Origin of the sequence: Nocardia sp. NPDC052112, from assembly GCF_040680135.1 — a bacterium.
Classification (GTDB): Bacteria; Actinomycetota; Actinomycetes; order Mycobacteriales; family Mycobacteriaceae; genus Nocardia.
The window spans coordinates 79,418-98,790 of record NZ_JBFAWD010000026.1; the positions used below are offsets into that span (position 1 = coordinate 79,418).

Annotated in this window: 18 protein-coding genes; 11 read left to right on the plus strand and 7 right to left on the minus strand. The window is 65.9% G+C overall.

Annotated elements, in window-relative coordinates:
• The first annotated feature begins 16 nt into the window (after window positions 1-16).
• Together AB0L58_RS35600 and AB0L58_RS35605 are read left to right on the plus strand one after the other, a co-directional pair.
• Window positions 17-2,728: an ATP-binding protein gene (locus tag AB0L58_RS35600; RefSeq protein WP_364394201.1), complete on the plus strand. Its 2,712-nt coding sequence runs from the start codon at window positions 17-19 to the stop codon at window positions 2,726-2,728.
• Window positions 2,725-3,315: an ATP/GTP-binding protein gene (locus AB0L58_RS35605; protein ID WP_364394203.1), complete on the plus strand. Its 591-nt coding sequence runs from the start codon at window positions 2,725-2,727 to the stop codon at window positions 3,313-3,315. The genes AB0L58_RS35600 and AB0L58_RS35605 overlap by 4 nt, the downstream gene beginning before the upstream one ends.
• 31 nt (window positions 3,316-3,346) lie before the next feature.
• Here the strand turns inward: AB0L58_RS35605 and AB0L58_RS35610 are convergent, their stop codons facing one another.
• Complete coding sequence (locus AB0L58_RS35610; protein ID WP_364394205.1) at window positions 3,347-3,991, minus strand: hypothetical protein; 645 nt, start codon at window positions 3,989-3,991, stop codon at window positions 3,347-3,349.
• A 64-nt stretch (window positions 3,992-4,055) separates the two neighbouring features.
• Between AB0L58_RS35610 and serC the strand changes: the two genes are divergently transcribed.
• The 3 genes from serC (at window position 4,056) to AB0L58_RS35625 (ending at window position 7,575) form a co-directional block, all read left to right on the plus strand.
• Window positions 4,056-5,180 carry a phosphoserine transaminase gene (serC, locus tag AB0L58_RS35615; protein WP_364394208.1) on the plus strand — a complete coding sequence of 375 codons (1,125 nt, stop codon included), beginning with the start codon at window positions 4,056-4,058 and terminating at the stop codon, window positions 5,178-5,180.
• A gap of 199 nt (window positions 5,181-5,379) precedes the next feature.
• The gene (gene sepH / locus AB0L58_RS35620) at window positions 5,380-6,510 is read left to right on the plus strand and encodes a septation protein SepH (protein ID WP_364394211.1); all 1,131 of its coding nucleotides are present in this window, start codon (window positions 5,380-5,382) and stop codon (window positions 6,508-6,510) included.
• A gap of 321 nt (window positions 6,511-6,831) precedes the next feature.
• Complete coding sequence (locus AB0L58_RS35625; protein ID WP_364394213.1) at window positions 6,832-7,575, plus strand: hypothetical protein; 744 nt, start codon at window positions 6,832-6,834, stop codon at window positions 7,573-7,575.
• A 164-nt stretch (window positions 7,576-7,739) separates the two neighbouring features.
• On the opposite strand, the gene AB0L58_RS35630 is transcribed toward AB0L58_RS35625, so the two are convergent.
• From AB0L58_RS35630 to AB0L58_RS35640, 3 genes are read right to left on the minus strand one after another with little or no spacing between them, the layout of a single operon-like run.
• Window positions 7,740-8,051 carry a DUF2537 domain-containing protein gene (locus AB0L58_RS35630; protein ID WP_364394216.1) on the minus strand — a complete coding sequence of 104 codons (312 nt, stop codon included), beginning with the start codon at window positions 8,049-8,051 and terminating at the stop codon, window positions 7,740-7,742.
• Entirely contained in the window at window positions 8,048-8,851 is an 804-nt protein-coding gene (locus AB0L58_RS35635) for an RNA methyltransferase (RefSeq protein WP_364394218.1), read from the minus strand. Before AB0L58_RS35635 ends, AB0L58_RS35630 begins: the two co-directional genes overlap by 4 nt.
• A 46-nt stretch (window positions 8,852-8,897) precedes the next feature.
• Window positions 8,898-9,092, minus strand: coding sequence for a hypothetical protein (locus tag AB0L58_RS35640; RefSeq protein ID WP_364394220.1), 195 nt, complete (start codon window positions 9,090-9,092; stop codon window positions 8,898-8,900).
• Window positions 9,093-9,294: 202 nt separating this feature from the next.
• Between AB0L58_RS35640 and AB0L58_RS35645 the strand changes: the two genes are divergently transcribed.
• The 3 genes from AB0L58_RS35645 (at window position 9,295) to AB0L58_RS35655 (ending at window position 11,747) form a co-directional block, all read left to right on the plus strand.
• Entirely contained in the window at window positions 9,295-10,500 is a 1,206-nt protein-coding gene (locus tag AB0L58_RS35645) for a GNAT family N-acetyltransferase (protein ID WP_364394222.1), read from the plus strand.
• A gap of 253 nt (window positions 10,501-10,753) precedes the next feature.
• Complete coding sequence (locus tag AB0L58_RS35650) at window positions 10,754-11,164, plus strand: nuclear transport factor 2 family protein (protein WP_364394225.1); 411 nt, start codon at window positions 10,754-10,756, stop codon at window positions 11,162-11,164.
• A gap of 151 nt (window positions 11,165-11,315) precedes the next feature.
• Window positions 11,316-11,747 (plus strand): YccF domain-containing protein, encoded by a 432-nt coding sequence (locus AB0L58_RS35655; RefSeq protein WP_364394227.1) that lies wholly within the window; start codon window positions 11,316-11,318, stop codon window positions 11,745-11,747.
• A gap of 24 nt (window positions 11,748-11,771) precedes the next feature.
• Here the strand turns inward: AB0L58_RS35655 and AB0L58_RS35660 are convergent, their stop codons facing one another.
• Window positions 11,772-12,209: a MarR family transcriptional regulator gene (locus tag AB0L58_RS35660; protein ID WP_364394229.1), complete on the minus strand. Its 438-nt coding sequence runs from the start codon at window positions 12,207-12,209 to the stop codon at window positions 11,772-11,774.
• A 63-nt stretch (window positions 12,210-12,272) separates the two neighbouring features.
• Between AB0L58_RS35660 and AB0L58_RS35665 the strand changes: the two genes are divergently transcribed.
• Window positions 12,273-12,509, plus strand: a complete 237-nt coding sequence (locus AB0L58_RS35665; RefSeq protein ID WP_364394232.1) for a DUF2530 domain-containing protein — start codon at window positions 12,273-12,275, stop codon at window positions 12,507-12,509.
• 9 nt (window positions 12,510-12,518) lie between these two features.
• Here AB0L58_RS35665 and AB0L58_RS35670 read toward each other — a convergent pair whose 3' ends face one another.
• Window positions 12,519-14,573 (minus strand): neutral/alkaline ceramidase, encoded by a 2,055-nt coding sequence (locus tag AB0L58_RS35670; protein WP_364394234.1) that lies wholly within the window; start codon window positions 14,571-14,573, stop codon window positions 12,519-12,521.
• 127 nt (window positions 14,574-14,700) lie between these two features.
• Here AB0L58_RS35670 and AB0L58_RS35675 point away from each other — a divergent pair, with 127 nt between their 5' ends.
• Window positions 14,701-15,315 (plus strand): TetR/AcrR family transcriptional regulator, encoded by a 615-nt coding sequence (locus AB0L58_RS35675; RefSeq protein WP_364394237.1) that lies wholly within the window; start codon window positions 14,701-14,703, stop codon window positions 15,313-15,315.
• A gap of 116 nt (window positions 15,316-15,431) precedes the next feature.
• Here AB0L58_RS35675 and AB0L58_RS35680 read toward each other — a convergent pair whose 3' ends face one another.
• Entirely contained in the window at window positions 15,432-18,818 is a 3,387-nt protein-coding gene (locus tag AB0L58_RS35680) for an ATP-binding protein (RefSeq protein ID WP_364394240.1), read from the minus strand.
• A gap of 254 nt (window positions 18,819-19,072) precedes the next feature.
• On the opposite strand from AB0L58_RS35680, the gene AB0L58_RS35685 reads away from it, so the two are divergent.
• Window positions 19,073-19,373: hypothetical protein (locus AB0L58_RS35685; RefSeq protein WP_364394242.1), on the plus strand; the 301-nt coding region annotated here is incomplete at its 3' end.

Here is a 19,373-nt window from a genome sequence, read left to right on the forward strand (position 1 = left end):
GAAGGCGGTATGTAGGGTGGCGCAGGGAGTCTTCGCGCACACTCGATGGCGGAATCTCGAGCAATGGCGAGTCCGCTGGAAAGTCGGCGCGGCCGTTGCACTTCCGCTGGCCGCGGCCATTCTGCTCGGTGGTCTGCGCCTGACGGTCTTCTTCCGCGATTACTCCGAATACGACAATGCGGCCGATCGCATCTCCGATATTCCGGCGATCACCGCACTCGAATCGGCGGCCTCGACCGTCGCGGGCGGGCAGGTCTACGGCACCACCACCGACCAGGACCTGGTCGAATTGTCAACGGCTATTACCGAAGCCACGCTGCGTGCGAAACGTAAGGGCATCGATGCCACGGTCGCCAGGGCGCTGAAGCAGATGACCGCGACCAGCGAGGTCATCCGCTCGGGCGGTAAGGGCGGCGGCGATCCGGTGAAGGCCGTCGAGCTGAACAATGCGATCGTCACCGACGCCATCGGCACCGTGGACAAATTGCTGACCCCGATCGGCGTCGGTTCGATCGTGGCCGCGAAAGCTCAGCTATCCGATGTGCTGGTCGGCAAGGTCGAGGGCTTCAACTGGCTGATGGCGGCCATGACGGCGATCCAACAGCCGTCCGAAGTCGAGAGCTTCCATACCGTGCAAGGGCGCTTCCTGGCCGCGATCGATGCGATCGAGCGGGTACTGCCCGCGGCCGAGGCCGACCTGGATCGAGTGGTGCGCCCCAATAACCTCGCGGGCAAGGACGCGATCGAGGTCGCGATGCACACACACGTCGTCGACCTGGTGACGATGCGGCGGATGGCCATCGAATCACGGGATGTGTTCATCGGATTGACGTATCAGATCGTGCAGGGCGTCATTCACGATGTCGACGACAAGGTCGCCGCGGCTCGATCCGCGGCCATTCAGGCCTCCCTGGTGGTGCTCGGGACCGTGGTCGCCGCACTCGCCCTCGCGCTGATGGTCGCGCACTCGCTGCTGCAGCCGCTGCGCAGACTGCGGGCAGGTGCGAACGAACTCGCGGAGCAGGACCTGCCGAACGAGGTCGAGCGGATCATGCGCGGCGCCCAGCTCGAGGACATCGAGGTGAAACCGGTGCCGGTGCACACCGGTGAGGAGATCGGCGAAATCGCCCGCACCGTCGACGGTTTGCACACCCAGGCTCTCAAACTGGCCGCACAGCAGCAACTGCTGCGCGATCAGGTCAACGACATGTTCGAGACCATGGCGCGGCGCAACCAGACGCTGGTGGAGCGCCAGCTCAGCATGATCGAAGCGCTCGAATTCGAGGAGAAGGATCCCGAGCGCCTCGACCAGCTCTTCCGGCTCGACCACCTGGCCGCGCGCATGCGGCGCACCAGCGCCAATCTGCTGGTGCTGGCCGGCACCCGGTCGCGCCACGATCGGTCCGGACCGGTCGAGGTGCGTGATGTCCTGCGCGCCGCGGTCTCCGAGGTCGAGGACTATAAGCGGGTCAAATCCGGTGCGACACCCGATGGTTGGGTCGCGGGTATCGCGGCCACCGATGTCGTGCATCTGATCGCGGAGATGCTGGAGAACGCGCTGCGGGCCTCGCCGCCCGATAGCGATGTCACCTTCGCCTACAGCCGGACCTCCGAGGGCGGCCTGCTCATCGAGGTCGTCGACGAGGGCATCGGCATCGTGCTGGATGAACTGAACGAGATCAACAAGCGGTTGGCGACACCGACCACGATCACCGTCGCGGCGACCCGGCAGATGGGCATGTTCGTGGTCGGCAAACTCGCCGAGCGGCACGGCATCACGGTTCGCCTGCGCCGGACCCACGATCGTGCGCTCGGTCCGGGAATCACCGCGAGTCTGCACATTCCGCCCGCGCTGATCGAGGTGCCATCCCAGGATTCGGATGATCCGACGACGCTGAAGCCGGTGATTCCGGTGCATCGGGACGCCCTCGGCACCAAGGCGACGGCCGAGGCGGGCGCAGGTATTGCCAAGCCGACTACCAAGACGGTGCCGCCTTTCGCCAAGCCCGCACCCGCGCAACGGCGGATCGGTGCGCCGCCGCCGTCGGTACCCAAATCGGAAGAGCCGGCAGAGCCTGCGACCGATGCACCCGCGGCAGCGCCGGTGATCACCAGCTATGGTCTGCCGAAACGGGTTCCGGGGGTCAATCGCAAGGGACGTCGCAAAGCAGGCGGGGCTGCTGCGAAGTCACCGAGTACCACCGCGGCGGCTGCTGCGCCGCCGTCCGCGAGCGCGGCAGCTTCGGGTCCCCCGACCGGACCGCAGGAGCGGGTGACCGAGACGACCTCGATGTTCGACTCCGTGGATGATGATTCGACGGAGTCCGTCGAATCCACTTCGAACGGGTCGGCGCAGCACACCGAGGGTGCAGCGGCGACGCCGATTTTCGCTGGCATGATGTCGGCGTGGTTGGCTGATCCGACTACAGGGGAGCTACCGGTTTTGACGAATTGGCATTCGGCGGCGGATGAAGGCTGGTCCGCGGCACAGCGGGCGGCGGATGCGCAGATCACAGAAAGGACGACCTCCGGGCTACCGAAACGAGATCCAGGGAATCAGTTGGTGCCGGGTGGGGCCGAATCGGGGTCGGCGGCAACGGAATCGGCGGCGAGCACGCGCCGCGACCCGGATGCAATCCGCACAGGATTGAACCGGTATCAACGGGGGGTACGTGACGGAAGAGCCACTGGTAAGTTGAAACCCCTTGCAGCCGAGGATGTTCGATGACCGCACCTGAACAAGCACCACCCGAAGCCCCGTCCCGCGCGGTCTCGGCGAAAATCGTGATAGCCGGCGAGATGGGGGTCGGCAAAACCACGCTGGTCGCCGCGGTTTCAGATATCGTTCCGCTGAAAACCGAAGCGCTGATGACCGATCTGAGCTCCGAAATCGACGACACCTCGGCGGTCCCGGATAAGACGACCACCACGGTGGCCATGGATTTCGGACGGATCACCCTGTCCGACGATCTGGTGCTGTACCTGTTCGGCACCCCTGGCCAGCACCGATTCTGGTTCATGTGGGACGACCTCAGCCTGGGTGCGATCGGCGCGATCCTGCTGGTCGACACCCGTCGGGTGGACGAAAGTTTCGCTGCGGTCGACTATTTCGAAGAGCTCGGCCTACCGTTCCTGGTCGCGGTCAACGAATTCGAGGGGGCACCCAAGTTTCCCGAGGAGGCCATCCGCGATGCCCTCTCGCTATCCGACGATGTTCCGGTGATGATGATCGACGCCAGGGATCGAGAGTCCGCCAAGACGGCGCTCATCGCATTGACCGGACATGCACTGACCCGGGTGAAAGCCACGAGTTAGCGACAGGCGGCTCGGGCACCGAGCCGCCTCGCTAATCCTCGCCGAGGGAGGCGAGCCAGTCGACCGCGACGGATTCGCCGCGGTCGACGGTGAAGAAGGCGACCTCGAGATGTTGGCCGAGATCGACGAGGCCGATCGCGGCCAGCGGTACCGGTTGGATCAGGCGCACACGCCACGGTTTCTCCTCGTCCCAGGCGCGCAGTTCCAGGTCCAGGCGCAGCACCGGATCGTCGCGACCGGCGTAGTCGGCGGCGACCGGTGCGGCGGCGAGCACGGTGGCATCGGCGCGGCGGCCGTTGGAGAGGATCTTCGAAATGCTCGCCCGGACGGTCTCGGCGATATCGGGCACGTACAGCACCAGACGGTCGCGATCGCCCGGATCGACTCGGCAGCCGATCACGTCACCGGGCTGCATCCATTCCAGGTCGTCCTCGCGCATCCGCTGCCGTACCCGGGTTTCGTAGGGCAACGCGCCCTCGACCTGCACTCGAACCCAGAAGACGTGTCCGGGTTCATTGCGCCGAGGGCGCACACCGAGGATTGTTGCCGAGCCGATCACGCCGCGCAGGAGCAACTCGCGCCGCTGCGCATCCGATAACGCACCCGCGCGCAGTCCGAAGTTCCGCGGTCCCCTACTGCGCGCTCGCCACCCCGTATTAGCCGACGCCAGGTTCATGGGCGTCAACGTTAGCTGGAGTGTGGTCAGAGTCACAGCAATACCACCGTCTACCCTGTTGGCCATGACCGCTGAGTTCCCGATCATTCCCGACGATCTCAAGCCCGCCGACGGACGGTTCGGCTGTGGCCCCTCCAAGGTGCGCCCGGAGCAGTTGCAGTCTCTGGTGTCCGTCGGTGCCTCGGTGTTCGGAACCAGTCACCGGCAGAAGCCGGTCAAGGATGTGGTCGCGCGGGTGCGCAGCGGCCTGCGCGAGCTTTTCGCGCTGCCCGACGGCTACGAGGTGGTGCTGGGCAACGGTGGCACCACAGCGTTCTGGGATGCCGCCGCCTTCGGCCTGATCCGGGAGCGCTCGCTGCACCTGACCAATGGCGAGTTCAGCTCGAAGTTCGCCGCGGTGGCCAAGGGCAACCCGTTCATCGGCGATCCGATCGTGGTCTCGGCCGAGCCGGGCAGTGCGCCCGAGCCGGTTTCGGACCCGTCGGCCGACCTCATCGGCTGGGCGCACAACGAAACCTCCACCGGTGTTTCGATCCCGGTGCAGCGTCCGGCGGGGTCGGAGAACGCGCTGATCGCCATCGACGCCACCTCGGGCGCGGGCGGTCTGCCGGTCAACATCACCGATGCCGATGTCTACTACTTCGCACCGCAGAAGTGCTTCGCCTCCGACGGCGGCCTGTGGGTCGCGCTGATGAGCCCGGCCGCGCTGGCCCGGGTCGAGGAGATCAAGGCCTCGGGTCGCTGGACCCCGGACTTCCTTTCGCTGCCGATCGCCATCGACAACAGCACCAAGGATCAGACCTACAACACCCCGGCTCTGGGCACCCTGCTGCTTTTCGCGGACCAGATCGAGTGGATCAACGGCAACGGCGGTCTGGACTGGGCGGTCAAGCGGACGCTGGATTCGTCGTCGCGGCTGTACTCCTGGGCCGAGTCGAGTTCCTTCGCCACCCCGTACGTCGTGGATCCGGCGCACCGCTCACAGGTCGTCGGCACCATCGACTTCGCCGACTCGGTCGATGCGGCCGCCGTCGCCAAGGTGCTGCGCGCCAACGGCATCGTCGACACCGAGCCCTACCGCAAGCTCGGCCGCAACCAGTTGCGCGTCGGCATGTTCCCCGCCATCGACCCCGAAGATGTTTCGCAGCTGACGCGTAGCATCGACTGGGTTGTCGAAAAACTGGGGTAATCGAGCTCGGTCATTGCGACACGCCCACTTTCGACACGCCGTGCAATCCGGTGCTGCGAGTTGAATAGAGCAGATTAGCGGGGCGCGGAGGATCTTTCGCAGATTTCCGCCCCGCGTGTCTTGCCGCGAGATCATCAGTAGTGCACTACTGTTTCGGAAAGTGGGCGGTGTCGCGAGCCGACGCGATAAGGAGGTAACGGTGCGTGAACTTCGAGTGATCGGGGTGACGCCCGACTCCACGCACATCGTGTGCATCGACACCGAGACCGGCACCAAGTACCGGCTGCCCGCCGACGACAAGCTTCGAGCCGCAGCACGCGGAGACCTTGCCCGATTCGGCCAGATTGAGATCGAGATGGAAGCAACTATGCGTCCCCGCGATATTCAAGCTCGTATCCGTGCCGGGGCATCCGTTGAACAGGTCACCGAAGAATCCGGTATGCCGCTGAGTCGCGTGGAGCGCTTCGCCTATCCGGTGCTGCTCGAGCGCGCCCGCGCCGCCGAACTCGCGCAGAAGGCACATCCGGTGCGCGCCGATGGTCCGGCCGTGGAAACTCTCATCGATATCGTCACCGCCGCGTTCACCGAGCGCGGGCACACACTCGAGAATGCCGAGTGGGACGCATGGAAGGACGAGAAGGGCTTCTGGGTCGCGCAATTGCAGTGGCAGAACGGGCGTTCCGAGATCGCCGCGCACTGGCGCTACCAGCCTGACGCACACGGCGGATCGGTTTCCCCACTCGACGATCCGGCCTCGGATCTGATCGATCCCGATTTCGGCCGTGCCCTGCGCGGTCTCGCCACCATCCTCCCGCCGCAGGCGGAGATCGAGGCGCCCGCAGTGCCCGAACCACCGGTAGAGACCCGGCCGGTGGAAACTCGCCCGGCCGAACCTCGTCCGGCGCGCGAGGCCGCAGCGGCACAGACACGTCCGGCGCGGACCCAGCCGACGTTGGACGAATACTACGAGCAGCGGTCCGTCGCGGCCGGCGGTAACGGCACGCCGGTCGGCGCGGGCGGTGCGGCCGCCGCTATCCCCGCCGCCAGCACGAATGCCATTCCCGCCGCCAGCACGAATGCCATTCCGGCCGCGAGTACTTCCACTTCGGCCACTGCCGGAACGAATAACGCTCCGACCGGTGGCGCTCCGGTAAGTGCGGGTACCGCCTCCGCACCCGCCGCACCTTCGAAGGCTTCGAAGACTGCCGCGAAGCCCGCCGCCGAAGAAGCGCCGAAGAAGGCGCCCGCGAAGACAGCCCGCAAGCGGGGGAAGGCGCCGATGCCGTCCTGGGAGGACGTGCTACTCGGGGTCCGCAGCTCCGGCCACTGAGTTCCGTTCCTGCACTGAGATTTCCGAGCAAACCTCGACAGTGCCTTCGATCAAGATCAGGTGGACATGGTGGTGGGGTCTTCTCGGGCGATGCCGCCACAGTTTCCACCTGATCTTGATTCGTGCGGGGTTTGCTGCGGATTTGTGCGGGTCGATTGCGGAAGGTCCGACGTTGGGCGCGCAGTGCGAGTAGATTTTTCGGTGTGTCGTCGACTCGAGTCGACGTCGGGCGGTTCGCGGTAGCGGGAGTTATCAGAGGATGCCGTGGGGTTGCTCGAAGTTTGCGGAGCTGTTTGGTGCAACCATCGGGAGGTGCCGGAAATGCTGTCCAAGGCTTCGTCTCTCTGGTACGTCGACGCACAGGATCCGTTGGCGGTACTCCGCGCGAACCACGATCCGGATCCCGAAGCCGCGCTCGCACTGGCGAAACAGCTGCACACGGACCGCGACGTCATGCCGATCATGGTCGGCACACTGGGCGGTTGTGCGGGGCCGGATGCCGACGAGGTGTATATCGGCTGCTACCCCGGGGTGACGGTGGTGTGCTCGGCACAGTCCGCGCGAGCGCATCCGACGGCGCTCGCGGAGTTGCTGGTCCGCCCGCTCGCCTCGGAGCACACCTATCTGATCTCGTTCGACGCGCATTACGGCTGGGGCGCGTTCGCCCATTGGGAGCGTGGCGAATTCCGGCGCTCGTTCAGCTCGACGCGGGTGAACATCCTGGAAGACGAGGGCTTACCGCTGGTGTGGGAGCGTTCGTTTTGGGCCGGTGATCATCCGGTGCGGTGGCAGGCCGGCGAACTGCCCGACCCGCAAACTCTGCCCTTCGACCCGCCCGATTTCGCCGATGCCGCCAATAACGAATGGCTCGGCTTCCACTACCGCGCCCCGGCTCCCGAAGGCGCGCTGGTACCCGGCGATATCGCGGTCTGCGGATTCACCCTCTACCCCAAGGGCCAAGCCCCGGACCCCGCCGACCTGATCCCACTGGAGCAGCGCAATGGCGACATGAAATCGAGACGAGGTCTGCTCAACTGGCTCCGGGGTAAGGATCGCGTCTCGTGATCGAATGCAACCGGCTCTGCCACCGAGTCATGTAGATCGTGGGCACGCCAGACCGACGAGATCTACCGAGCCGGCTCCGCGCGCCGGTCTCACCAGCCATCACCCCTACGCACACCCCGCGTCGAACCACAATGGTCACGAGCCAGGTCAACCGATGAGGTCTGCTAACCCGACAGACCGCCGATGATCAAAACGAACCAGCCGAGCAGAACACCGGCCGCACCCCCACCGATGACCCAGCGGGTCACCGGTGCCAGACGCCAGCGCCATGCGGTGGGGGCGGCGCCGCCGACCGCGACGAGGTTGACCAGTACCGCAAGCAGCGGATGGACCTCCGCCAACGCCGAGCCGAACGCATACACGGCGACGGCCGTCAGCAGTGCGACCATGATCGCGACAGTGAGCCCGGCGGCCCACGGGGTCGGATCCTGATCCGGCTGGTAGGGCCGGTACGCCCCGTTGGGGAAGTAACTCACGACGTCCTCACCCGTTCATAGAACGCCATGGCGGCCGCGGTCGCCACATTGAGCGAATCGGTGCCGGGTGACATCGGGATGCGGGCTCGAATATCGGTGGCGCGCATGGCTTCCTCGGTTAATCCGGGTCCCTCCGCGCCGAGCAGCAGCGCCACCCGCTCCCCCGTCATCGCCGTCGCCAAATTCACGGCCGCCGGGTTCGGGGTGAGCGCGATTAGCTGGAATCCCTTGCTGCGCAATATATCCAGCCCCTCGGGCCACTTCGGCAGTTGCGCGAACGGCACCCGCAGCACATGCCCCATCGACACCCGCACCGCACGCCGATACAACGGATCTGCGCACCGATCACCGAACAGAATCGCCTCGACGCCGAGCCCGGCGGCGTTCCGGAACATCGAGCCGAGATTCTCGTGATCATTCACGCCCTCCAGCACCGCGACCGTGCGGGCCCGCTCGACGACGTCATCCACGCTCAACTCGGCGGGCCTGCGCGCCACCGCGAGCACCCCGCGATTGAGATGGAACCCGACCACCTCCGCCATCACCTCGGCGCTGGCCCGGTAATACGGCACATCGATTGCCGCCAGATCCTCCGTGAGTTCCGCCCGCCGCTTCTCCACCCCGAACAGGGCACTCGGCCGAAACCGCGAAGCCAACATTCGCTGGACGACCACTACTCCCTCCGCGATCACCAACCCCTTGCGCCCCGGCAGATCCGGCCGTCGATCCGCCGACTTCAGATCGCGAAAGTCAGTAACCCGCGGGTCAGCGGGATCGTCGATGTCGATCACTTCGGCCACCACATCATCCTGCCGGGCCAACCCCGCCGGGCCACAATCGGATCCATCATCGGCCGACATCCGTCGCCGGGATCTCCGAGACCGGAATGGCCTGCAGCGGCGACATCTCCGGCTGCGGGCGCGTCGTCAGCAGCCGGAACTGGAAGCGAGTACCGAGTCGGCTGGACTGTGCCACGACAGTGCAGACAAAAGCCTTCAGCAGTTGGTAGCCAGGGCTCTCGCCGAACCTGACCGAAGTCACCGTTCGACCGGTGTGCCGCTTGCCGAACGTGCTGAATCGCGTCGAAGCAAGCCTTGGTCGCACGGGTGCCCTGATGGCGGCGCGCAGGGGAAGAACCCCGGTCGACGCGCTCGTTCCGGTGTACGGACCGGACACGACCATGCGCACGCCGGTGCACCGAAAATCAGCTGCGGGGTGGTCGCAGGCATGCGATCGTCGAGGGATGACGCTGATACCCGGCATCACCATTCGGTCGGCCACCGCTGACGATGTGGCGGCCATTCAATTGCTCGGCGACACCTCGTTCGGGATGCGCGGCGAACCGACGCACCGGGAATTGCGGGCGCGACTGTTTCCGATCGAGGAGGCAATCGTCGCTGTCGATGACGGGCGTGTCGTCGGACATGCCAGGTCGACTCGGATGACGCTGACGGTGCCCGGGGAGCGCACCGTCGACGCTTGCGGAATCGCCGGTGTCGGGGTCGCGCCGACGCACCGTCGGCGCGGGATTCTGCGGGCCATGTACACCGAGCAGCATCGGCGGACCGAGGCGGCCGGGCTCGCGCTGACCATCTTCACCGCGAGTCAGGGCGCCATCTACGGCCGGTTCGGATATGGGCCCACGATTCGGGAGAACGCGGTCTCGATCGATCGGCGATTCGTCGAGTTCCTGCGGTCGGCACCCGATCCGGGCGGCGTGGTGCTCAGCACCATCGCCGACGCGGGCGAGCCGGTGCGCGCGATCTACGACCGGTGGCGGCGCTTGGTGCCCGGTGCGCAGGAGCGACCGGAGGTGCGATGGCAAATGGAGCTCTCCGATCCACCGGCGTTCCGCGATGGCGGCACCGACCTTTTCGCATTTCTGCACCCGGACGGGTATGCGCTGTACCGCTATCACCATCGCGAACACGGGATGGCCGCGGTCGTCACGGACATGCGCGCGGTGACCTCGGAAGCAAATATCGCGTTGTGGCGGGCGTTACTCGGATTGGAGCTGTGCAGCCACGTCGAGGCGGCGATCAGCGACAATGATCCGCTCCCGTATCTGCTCACCGATCTCCGGCTCGTGCGCACGAAGGCACGGTACGACGCACTGTGGTTGCGGCTCATGGATGTTCCCACTGCCCTGACCGCTCGCTCATATCTGCGCGACCTCGATATCGTCCTCGCAGTGCGGGATCCGTTCCGCAACGCGGGCGGCACCTTCGCACTCACGGTGCGCGACGGTATCGCCGAATGCATACCGACCACCCGCCCACCCGACTTCGAACTCGGCATCGACGTCCTGGCCGCCATGTACCTCGGCGCATACCCGGCCCGCGTCTTCGCGGCCGCCAACCGTTTGCAAGCCAAGGACTCGATGCAACTACACGCCCTCGACGAGGCATTCGGCGCGGAGCGCGACGCAGTGCTCGGCTGGTTCTTCTGAGTTGAATAACTCTGCTCGATGCCCGGCGGTTGTCAAGGTGGCGGGCCGGATCGGCGGAGCCCGTTCGAGCGGGGCAAAGGCCGGCAACGCCGAGCGCGGTCGCTGAGACCAGGGTGTCGTCCGGGCACTGCCGACAGGGTGAGCTGCCGACTCGGCTTGCGATCAGGCAGTGGCCATACATTGTTGGCGCAGCCAACGAATATGCGTATAGTTGGCGACACCAATGTTGGAATTGCCAATGAAAGAGACGGCTATGTCTACCGATACCCTGATCGCCGACCGGATCGAGATCGCCGACCTGTTCTCCCGCTTCGCCGGCCTGCTCGACGAGCGGCGGTGGGAGGATGCCGACACCGTCTTCAGCGACGATGTGGAGGTCAACTCGCCGCGTATCCAGGTCCGCGGCATCGACAAGGTCGTCGAGTACATGCGACAGGCCGAGGTCGAGGGCGAACACACCCAGCACACAACCACTGACCTGCTGGTGAACATCGACGGCGACCAGGCCGCGGCCCAGGCGAACTCGCTGGTGTACTACTACCGCGACGGCCAACCGCCCCACCAGACCGGAGGCCTGCGACTGGTCGGCACCGTGGTACGGACGCCGTCGGGCTGGCGATTCCGCGAGACGCGGATCACGCTCGCCTGGCTGCGCAAGGATTGATCTCTCGACCTCGAAACCGGGCGCCCGCAGAGGCTGGTTCTGCCGAGGCGAGCCGATTCGGGCGCCGGTTTCGCTGATCGGGGACATCCCCGAGTCCACCTCGTACTCCGGAGTGATGTCCGGACAGCCGACGAGCTGGCATGCTTGATTCATGAAGCCGATTCAGCTGGTGCTCAATATCCTGTGGCTCGTATTCGTCGGGTTCTGGATGGCGCTCGGCTACATTGTCGCGGGCATCATCTGCTGCATCCTGATCATCACGATCCCCTGGGGTATCGCCTCGTTCCGGATCGCGACCTACGTGCTCTGGCCATTCGGACGCACCACAGTCGAAAAGCCTTCCGCGGGTGTGGGTTCGATGATCGGCAACATCATCTGGTTCATCGTCGCCGGGTGGTGGCTGGCGCTCGGCCACCTGCTCACCAGCATCCCCCTGTTCATCTCGATCATCGGCATCCCCTTCGGCTGGGCAAACCTCAAACTCATCCCGATCTCCCTTTTCCCCCTCGGCCGCGAAATCGTGGACAGCGACCAGCCATTCGGCGCCCGATACGCCCGCGGCGGCTACACACCTCGCCAGTAGGGCATCTACGCCCCGGGGGCGGGCCTATTCCGAGTCGTCGACGAGTTGCTTCATGATGCCGACGGCGCGGGTCAGCACGACCAGTTGCTCGTCGGTGAGCGTCGAGAGCTGTTCGGTCATCCAGGCTTCGCGGGCGCTGGTTTCGTCGGCGATCAGTGCGCGACCCGCATCCGAGAGCGAGACGATGATCTGACGGCCGTCGGTCGGATGTGGTTTGCGCTCCACCAATTGCAGATCGGTGAGCGAGGCGATCACACGCGTCATCGAGGGTGGCTGCACCCGCTCCTTGGCGGCCAAGGCGCCCGGTGTCATCGCCCCTTCCCGGTGCAGGGTGGCGAGTGCGGAGAGCTGCGTCAGCGAGATCTGCGCGTCGGCGCGCCGCCCCCGCAGATGTCGCGTCAAGCGCACCACCGCGAGCGACAGCTCACCAGCAAGAGCTCGAACATCCGATGGCGTTGTCACAGAGCAGAACGATACGGGACACGCTGGCCGGTGACCGCCTGTTCCCGCGGCTACGCTGTGACTGTGCCCCAGAATGTCCCGCAGATCCCGCCGCGCTTCACCGATCCACGGCCGGTCCTCGCGGTCGGCAGCACCCTCTGGCTGATCGCCACCGTCGTCGTGTGGACCAGCGATCGCTGGGAATCCGCCCGCCCGGTGTGTCTGATGGGCCTGGCCGTCGGACTGCTCGGCTACACGATCTTCGCGATCCAGCGCCGGGGCGCCCGCCGCGGCGACAAAGGCGCGCAGACCGGACTTTGATCGCCGGCCTCAGCTCACTTCGAACTCGCTGGTGATGCCGGTGAAGGGGTGCAGGGTGCCGTCCGGGCTCAGACTGTCGGTGAAGTGCCGCATGCGGTAGGTGCCAGGGCTGGCATCCGCGGGGATATCCCAGGTGAAGCAGGCTACGGATTCAGCGAGCCCCCGCTTGCTCCAGTAGAAGCGGACGGCCCATTCGCCCTCGTTGACGACCCGGACCCAGTCGCCGGATGCGTTGCGGCGCTGCACCTCCAGGAAGGTCCCGTTGCGGCGCGGGTTGTGTTTGGGGTGCGCGGAGACGAATTCGACGGTGGCCTGGCTGCCGCGCGCATACGCGGCGGCGGGTTGGGTCAGGACATCTCCGAAACCCCGACCCAGCGGTGTCGCATCGGGACCGGGCGCGGGTTGGAAATTCGGCTGCAGGTTGGATACGTCGCGCGGCGCAGGTCCGCGCGGGACCTGCTGATGGGCGGCGAAAGCGGTTGCCAGACGGGTGAACTCCTGCTGATAGGCAGGCAATGTGTAACGGCCGAAGAGGGTGGAACCACCCTCGTACTGCTGGGAGTCGTATTCCTCCGGGGTGGTGATGTATTCGTGGTACGCGTTCGCGTACCCCTGCATCAGTACCTGTTCCAGCGCAACCCCGAGCGCCGCGGCAACCGCACGGCGGATGCGCAGTCCAGCGACGATGGTGAATTCGCCACCGCCGCAGGCCAAGTAGAGCGCACCGATCCGAACAAGCTGAATCGGCACCACATTCGGCACCCACGGCACCGGCGGTAGGAGCCCGAGCGGAGCGATGATCGCCTTGGGCGCCTGCGCATCCGCGAGCCACGCCGGTGCGGGTTGGCGCGGATCACCCAGCGCATCGATGAACGGATTGCGCACACCCTCCGGGATCGGGAGGCCCGGCAGACCAGGACCGTCCTCGACACTGCCCGCGATGAGCGAGACACCCGCGGCAGCGGGCGCGGTGTGGCGCGGCTGCCCGTCGGGCGTGAATCTGCCGTCGACGGCGGTATCGGCAAGGTCGATATAACAAAGCATCGAATCGACCGGACCGCCGATGGGCTGTGCACCGGCGGATGCGGCTTTCGACGCGTGATACTGGCGCTCGCCGATGATCCGGGTGTTCTCGAACTCGTTCTCGGTCGGGCCCGAACCCGGTTGCAGATCGAGATTCGGCGACATATCCCCCGCGTTGGTCTGCGCGAACGCGGCGACGAAATCGGCCGGGCCATCGAGATAGCGAACGCCGTGCTCGGTGTGCTCATAGGAGAACGAGGCGTAACCCTTGTTATCCGCGCTGATCAGTCGGTTCTGGTTGGTCATCGACGTGTTGTGCGTGGCGAACCAGGTGATGGCGCCGACCTGTTGGCCGCCCTTGACGAATGACAGCACGGTGACCGCCGGGTCGATGGCATTCGGGAAGTGCTGTTTATCCACATCCGGATTGCGTTCGAAGGCGACTCGCGATCGGTTGACACTTGCGTCGTGCAGTTCGGTGCGGCCCAGCGAAAGCGTGCCGGGTCCGAGATCGGCGTGCGCGGCGACGATAGCCTCCACAATGCCGTTCACCTCGGCGTCGTAGACCTGCTGTTGAAATCCCAGAATCGACAGGTTGTATGCGTAATCGTTGCTGGAGCCGCCACAGGTCGCATGCGAATGCGTCGAGGTGAGCAGGACGTTCTGTTCGGTGTACAGATCACCGAAGCGGCGGGCGAGTTCGAGCAGGACGCCGCGATGCACGGACTGAAAAATCATCCCGTTCTCTGCGACCGCGAACACGATTCGACGCGCACCGCTGTCGATGATGAATGCGCGAGCACGCGGGCGTAGATGGATACCCGCTGTCTGCTGCTCGAACTGTGAATAGCCCATCATTCCGCATTCGGCGGCCGGGCCGGTGATATCGGAAAGGCCGAGTCCGATGAGGTAGCTACCTGTTTCGGGAGCCGCGGCGGCCGGTGCGTCGAGCGCCGGGGTCACACCCGACACCGCGGCCGTCGCGAACGCGGCGGAACCCGCGGCGGTTCGGACCAGCACCGTTCTGCGTGACACCGGCATACGTGTCTCCCTTCGATCCCGTGGTGAAGCGAACCACACAACTGGACAATCGTCCAGTCGAGATTTTCGGCCCTGCGAATTGACTGTGGCGGAGTTGCGGACTTAACTCCCTTGGGTGTCCTCCCGATTGAGCGTCGAAGAACGACGGGCCCACCTTATCGAGGCAGCCATCGGCCTTGCCGAGAAAAAGGGCGTCGCGGGCGTGACCACGCGCGATGTCGCTCAGGCAGCCGGTGTTTCGCTCGGTGTGGTGCATTACTGTTTCGAAAACAAGGACGCGCTGATGACCGAGCTGGTCAAGGCGTTGTCGATGGAATTACGCGATTCTGTCGACGCCAACGAAACAGTTTGGCAAGACGTTGGAAGTGGAAAAGAAGCGCTTCAAAAATTGGTGCGCGCCGGACTCGAACTGATGTGGCTCAACATTGAAGCCACACCGGAACGACAACTACTCACCTACGAAACCACGACATATGCGCTACGCGAAGGGGAATCGACTCCCGCGAAACTCGCGATCGCACGCGAACAGTACGCATTCAACGACACCACCGTCGCGGACATCCTCGACCATGCCCGCGATGCCACCGGTTGCAAGTGGTCCGTGCCGGTACCGACGCTGAGCCGCTTCACCCTGAACGTGATCGACGGTGTGGTGTTGCGCTGGTTGGTCGACAACGACAGCGAAAGCGTGCGCGCGCAACTAGACCTACTCAGCGAGATGGTCGCCAACTACGCAGCGTAACCAGCCCTCACCGACTTGCGATCAAGATCAGGTGGAACTGGTGGCGGGGGCTTCTCTCGTTTTGCCGCCCTGGTTTCCACGTGACCATTTGTCCAGTCGGGTCTGGGGTGGGGGGATCAGGGGGAGGGGTGGGGGGTTTGGATGTGGGTGGTTGGGCCGTCGCGCCACCAGGGGACGGAGACGGTGATTTCCAGGGGGCCGTGCAGGCGGATCTGGAGGGTGTTGTGCAGGACGAGGGGGCCCTGGGGGTCGGGTAGGGGGAATAGTTGGCGGAGAACGACTCCCAGCGGTTCGGCGGACCAGGTGGTGGGGCGGCCCTCGCTCGTTACCTCAGCGGTGATCACCTCGGAGACCAAGGGGAGATCGAGCAAGGCCGCGAGCGCTGGTGCCGTTGCGGTATCGCCCGCCACCAGGTGATCCGCGGGAACCGCGAGGCCGAACCACGGCTGGTCCAGCACCCATGCGTCATTGGGGTCGACGACTGCCGAAGACAGGGCACGCACACGCTCGGGGAGTTCGAGCTCGGTCAGGTCGAGGTGATCCACGGCGGCGGCGAGGCGGGCGTGGATTCGGGAAACCACCTCGGGTGTAGGGGTTTTCGATGGATCGGCGAGAGCGTCGAGCAGCGCGGCGGCAAGGTCCTGGGTGATGGCATTCGGATTCGCCAGGACTGCGCGTAAGGCTTCGGAATCGAGGTCCGGGCACGCGAATTCGGGAAGTAGGCCGGCGAATTCGGTTTCTGCGGGGTGGCGGAGCAGACCGAGAGGGGTGCCGTCGATACGAGCGTGTCTGCGCAACCACCAGGCCGTGTAGCCGTCGGGATCGGTGAGCAGTTCGCGGGTGCGCGGACCGGCCGCCAACTGCCGCAACGCCGCCGGCCAGGACGGCTCGTCGACGAGATCCAGGTCGCGCACGGCGGCCAGTTCCGGCGGATCCTCGGGCAGGCTCGACCACCAGCGTTCCTCGTCGTCCAGGTGATGGTCGGGTCCGGTGGGATCGGATTCGACGACAACGCTGAAATCCCAACCGATACCTACCGCACGCAGTGCCTCGGCACCGTAGCGGTCCACCAGATCCATCGCGACGGTGCCGAACGGCGAATCAGGTACCAGCAATGCGCGCAGCGGTGCGTCGGGGAGCAGCAATTCGTCGGCGGGGAGCAATTCGCCAGTCGTGTCGGGTAATTCGAGCAGGCCGAGCCAGGACGGGAGTGCCGATGGGTCGGCATGGGCGGCGAGCCGGAGCACCGCGTCGGTGGTATCGGGATCGCCCGGCTGGTCCTCGAGTTCCGCGCGCAATCCGGGATCGCTCAATAGATCTTCGGCGGTCGCCGAACGTGCGCCGAGTCGCGCGAGAAGCGGATGAACCGCCTCGGGATGCACCAAACGCGCCCAGTGCACCGGTATGGCGACATCGAGCTGATCATCAAGAACCACAGTGCGCGGACCGGTTACCAGTCGGCCGTCGGCCAGCGGTACCGCGAGCGCGCCGAGCTCCTCGGCGGCCAATGGATCTACAACATAGGGCTCCAACGCCGCATACAGCGACTGCCACCACTTCGGGGACCGCTCCACCCCGCCCGAAAGTTCCGCCAGCCGAGCCAGTCCCAGTCTGTGCACATCGAGCACACCCAAGGCCTCACTGTGTGCGCGCCCGGACAACTCGGGCACTACCAGCGGTCCGACGATGTCATCGAGCAGATCGGCCAATTCCCAACTCAGACCGGTGAATACGCTCGCACGGGTAGGCACTGCCGTTGCGTCATGGATCGGCCGGGTCACGGATGGACGCGCGTTATCGGGCAAGTCCGCGGCGGTCCAATCCGCGGTTTCCGACGCATCGGCATGCGCGAAACCACGATAATCGGCCTCGCTTCCGGCCGCTCTGGGCTCCGAAAAGCCTTGGTCCGCAGTCGAATCAGCCGATCCAGCTCGTCCCGAGTGTGCGGTTGTTTCAGTTTTCGGACGAGCGGTGACGACCGGTAGCCAGGGATGAGTCTGTAATTCACGGATCAGCGCCTCGCGCAGAATGCCGTCGACCTCGCTGCGGGCGAAGCCCGGAGCGGGAACCAGAACGAGGCGGTCGCGCGGCGGGAGCGCACGGGCGAAATCGGCATAGCCCTCGGCGAATTCGGCAATCCGGGCACCCGGCAGGACACGGCGGCGGTCCGGCTGCATGGGGATATCGGCGATCAGTAGCGCCGGCAGCGACAGCTCCTCGTCGGATCGCGTGGGTGCGCGCAGCACATCATGTGCGGCGGACACCGGCCTGCCATCGCGCAGCGGCAGCAACCAGCGTGCCCGCGCGGTTCGGTACTCCCACCAAACCCGTCGCTCCGATCCAGGACCGTCGATGCGCAGTTCCCTGAGCCCGGTCCCCGCGGATCGGTGTGCGTGCAGGTCCGCATCGGTGCTGCCGGATTCGAGGTCGTTGGTTTCCTGTGCCCCGAATGGGTCCGATCGGCTGCGATTCGGATCCGCAAGCCCACCGGACGGATCGGCAAGCCCGCGACCCGGACCCACCTGCCCGCGACCCGGGTCCGCAAGCCCCCCGCTCAGGTCCGCGACGGTGTCACCACTGTCATCAAGCACGCCACTACGGCTAAGCAGATCACCAGCACCGAACTCCACGCCGCCATCACCGCGGTTCAGGTCCGCAAGCCTCCCGCTGAGATCCGCGACGGTGTCACCACTGTCATCAAGCACGCCACTACGGCTAAGCAGATCACCAGCACCGAACTCCGCGCTGCCTGGTACGGAGCGCGGACCGCTGTGCTCGCGCGGGTACCGGTACTCGTTGTTCGGATCGGTGACCGTGCTGGTGATCTCGTCGTCGTCGATCTGAATGCTCTGTAGGGCAGGCAGTTCCAGGAGGAGGTCGACGGCTTCGGCGCGCATCGCGGCAAGGAGGGATCGGGGGTCGATCTCGGGGCGCAGGCGCAGGACGATCGTGGTGTCCGCGTCCGGTGGCGGGGCGGCTTCGGTCGGCCAGGCCAGGCGCAGGACGGGCGGTGTGAAGGTGTCGGGAGGGTCCGGGACCGTGACCGCGTTGTCGCGCAGGGCTTTCCAAGTGAGGTCGCGGGAGAACCGTAGCGAGCCGGTGGTCGATCGCACCTCGATCTCGTCGCTTACCGTGCGTACGGCGGTGAAGCCGACGCCGAAACGGCCGACGCTCGCGGCCGGATCCGCCTTGCCGGACGCCCGCAGCGCGGTCAGCGCGTGTACACCCGCAAGATCGAGCGGCGCACCGGTATTCGAGATGTGCACGTCGCCGTCCTCGAGACGCACCACGACTCGCCCCGCCACACCGGCCTTGGCCGCCGCATCCGCGGCGTTCTGCGCCAATTCGGTCAGCAGCCGATCCCGATACCCCGCCCGCACCAGATCCGCCTCGGTCGCCGCATCCTCCCGCAACCGGGTAGGCGAATCACGCCACGCCGCAAGAACCCCCGCCCGCAGCCCCGACGTCCCGAACGGGTCCGCAGCCACGCCCTCCGCACTCACCCCTGCAGCGATGACCCGAACTCCGGCCGAGCCGCAGCGCCTGGCCCACGCCCACGCTCAGTGTCGGCAGCTTCGCCCTCGGCACCGAGAATCCCGCTGTCAGCGTCTGACTGCCCACCGTCATCGAGAGCAGTCGCGTCGTCTGCGTCGGCGGCCTCACCACGAACAGCGAACGAGCCACCATCAGTGCCCACACTCGTGGTGTCTACGTCGGACGCCTCGGCATCAGCACCTGCGGTCCCACTATCGTCATCGTGATCAGCGCGACCGTCGATGTCCGCACTCGCACCGACTCCACCGACCGCCCCGCCATCGGCACTGGCGATCCCGCTGTCAGCGTCGGCCTGCCCACCGTCATCGAGCGCAGTCACGCTGTCCGCATCGACCGCCGCAGCACGAACGGCGAAGGCCCCACCATCGCTGTCGGCACTCGCGCTGTCTGCGCTGACCACCTGGTCCTCAGCATCCGATCCCGACTGCGACACAGCAGCTTCAGCACCCGGCTCGACCACGACGGCCCCGACCGCCGCGTCGCCGCTCGACTCCGGCCGAGAC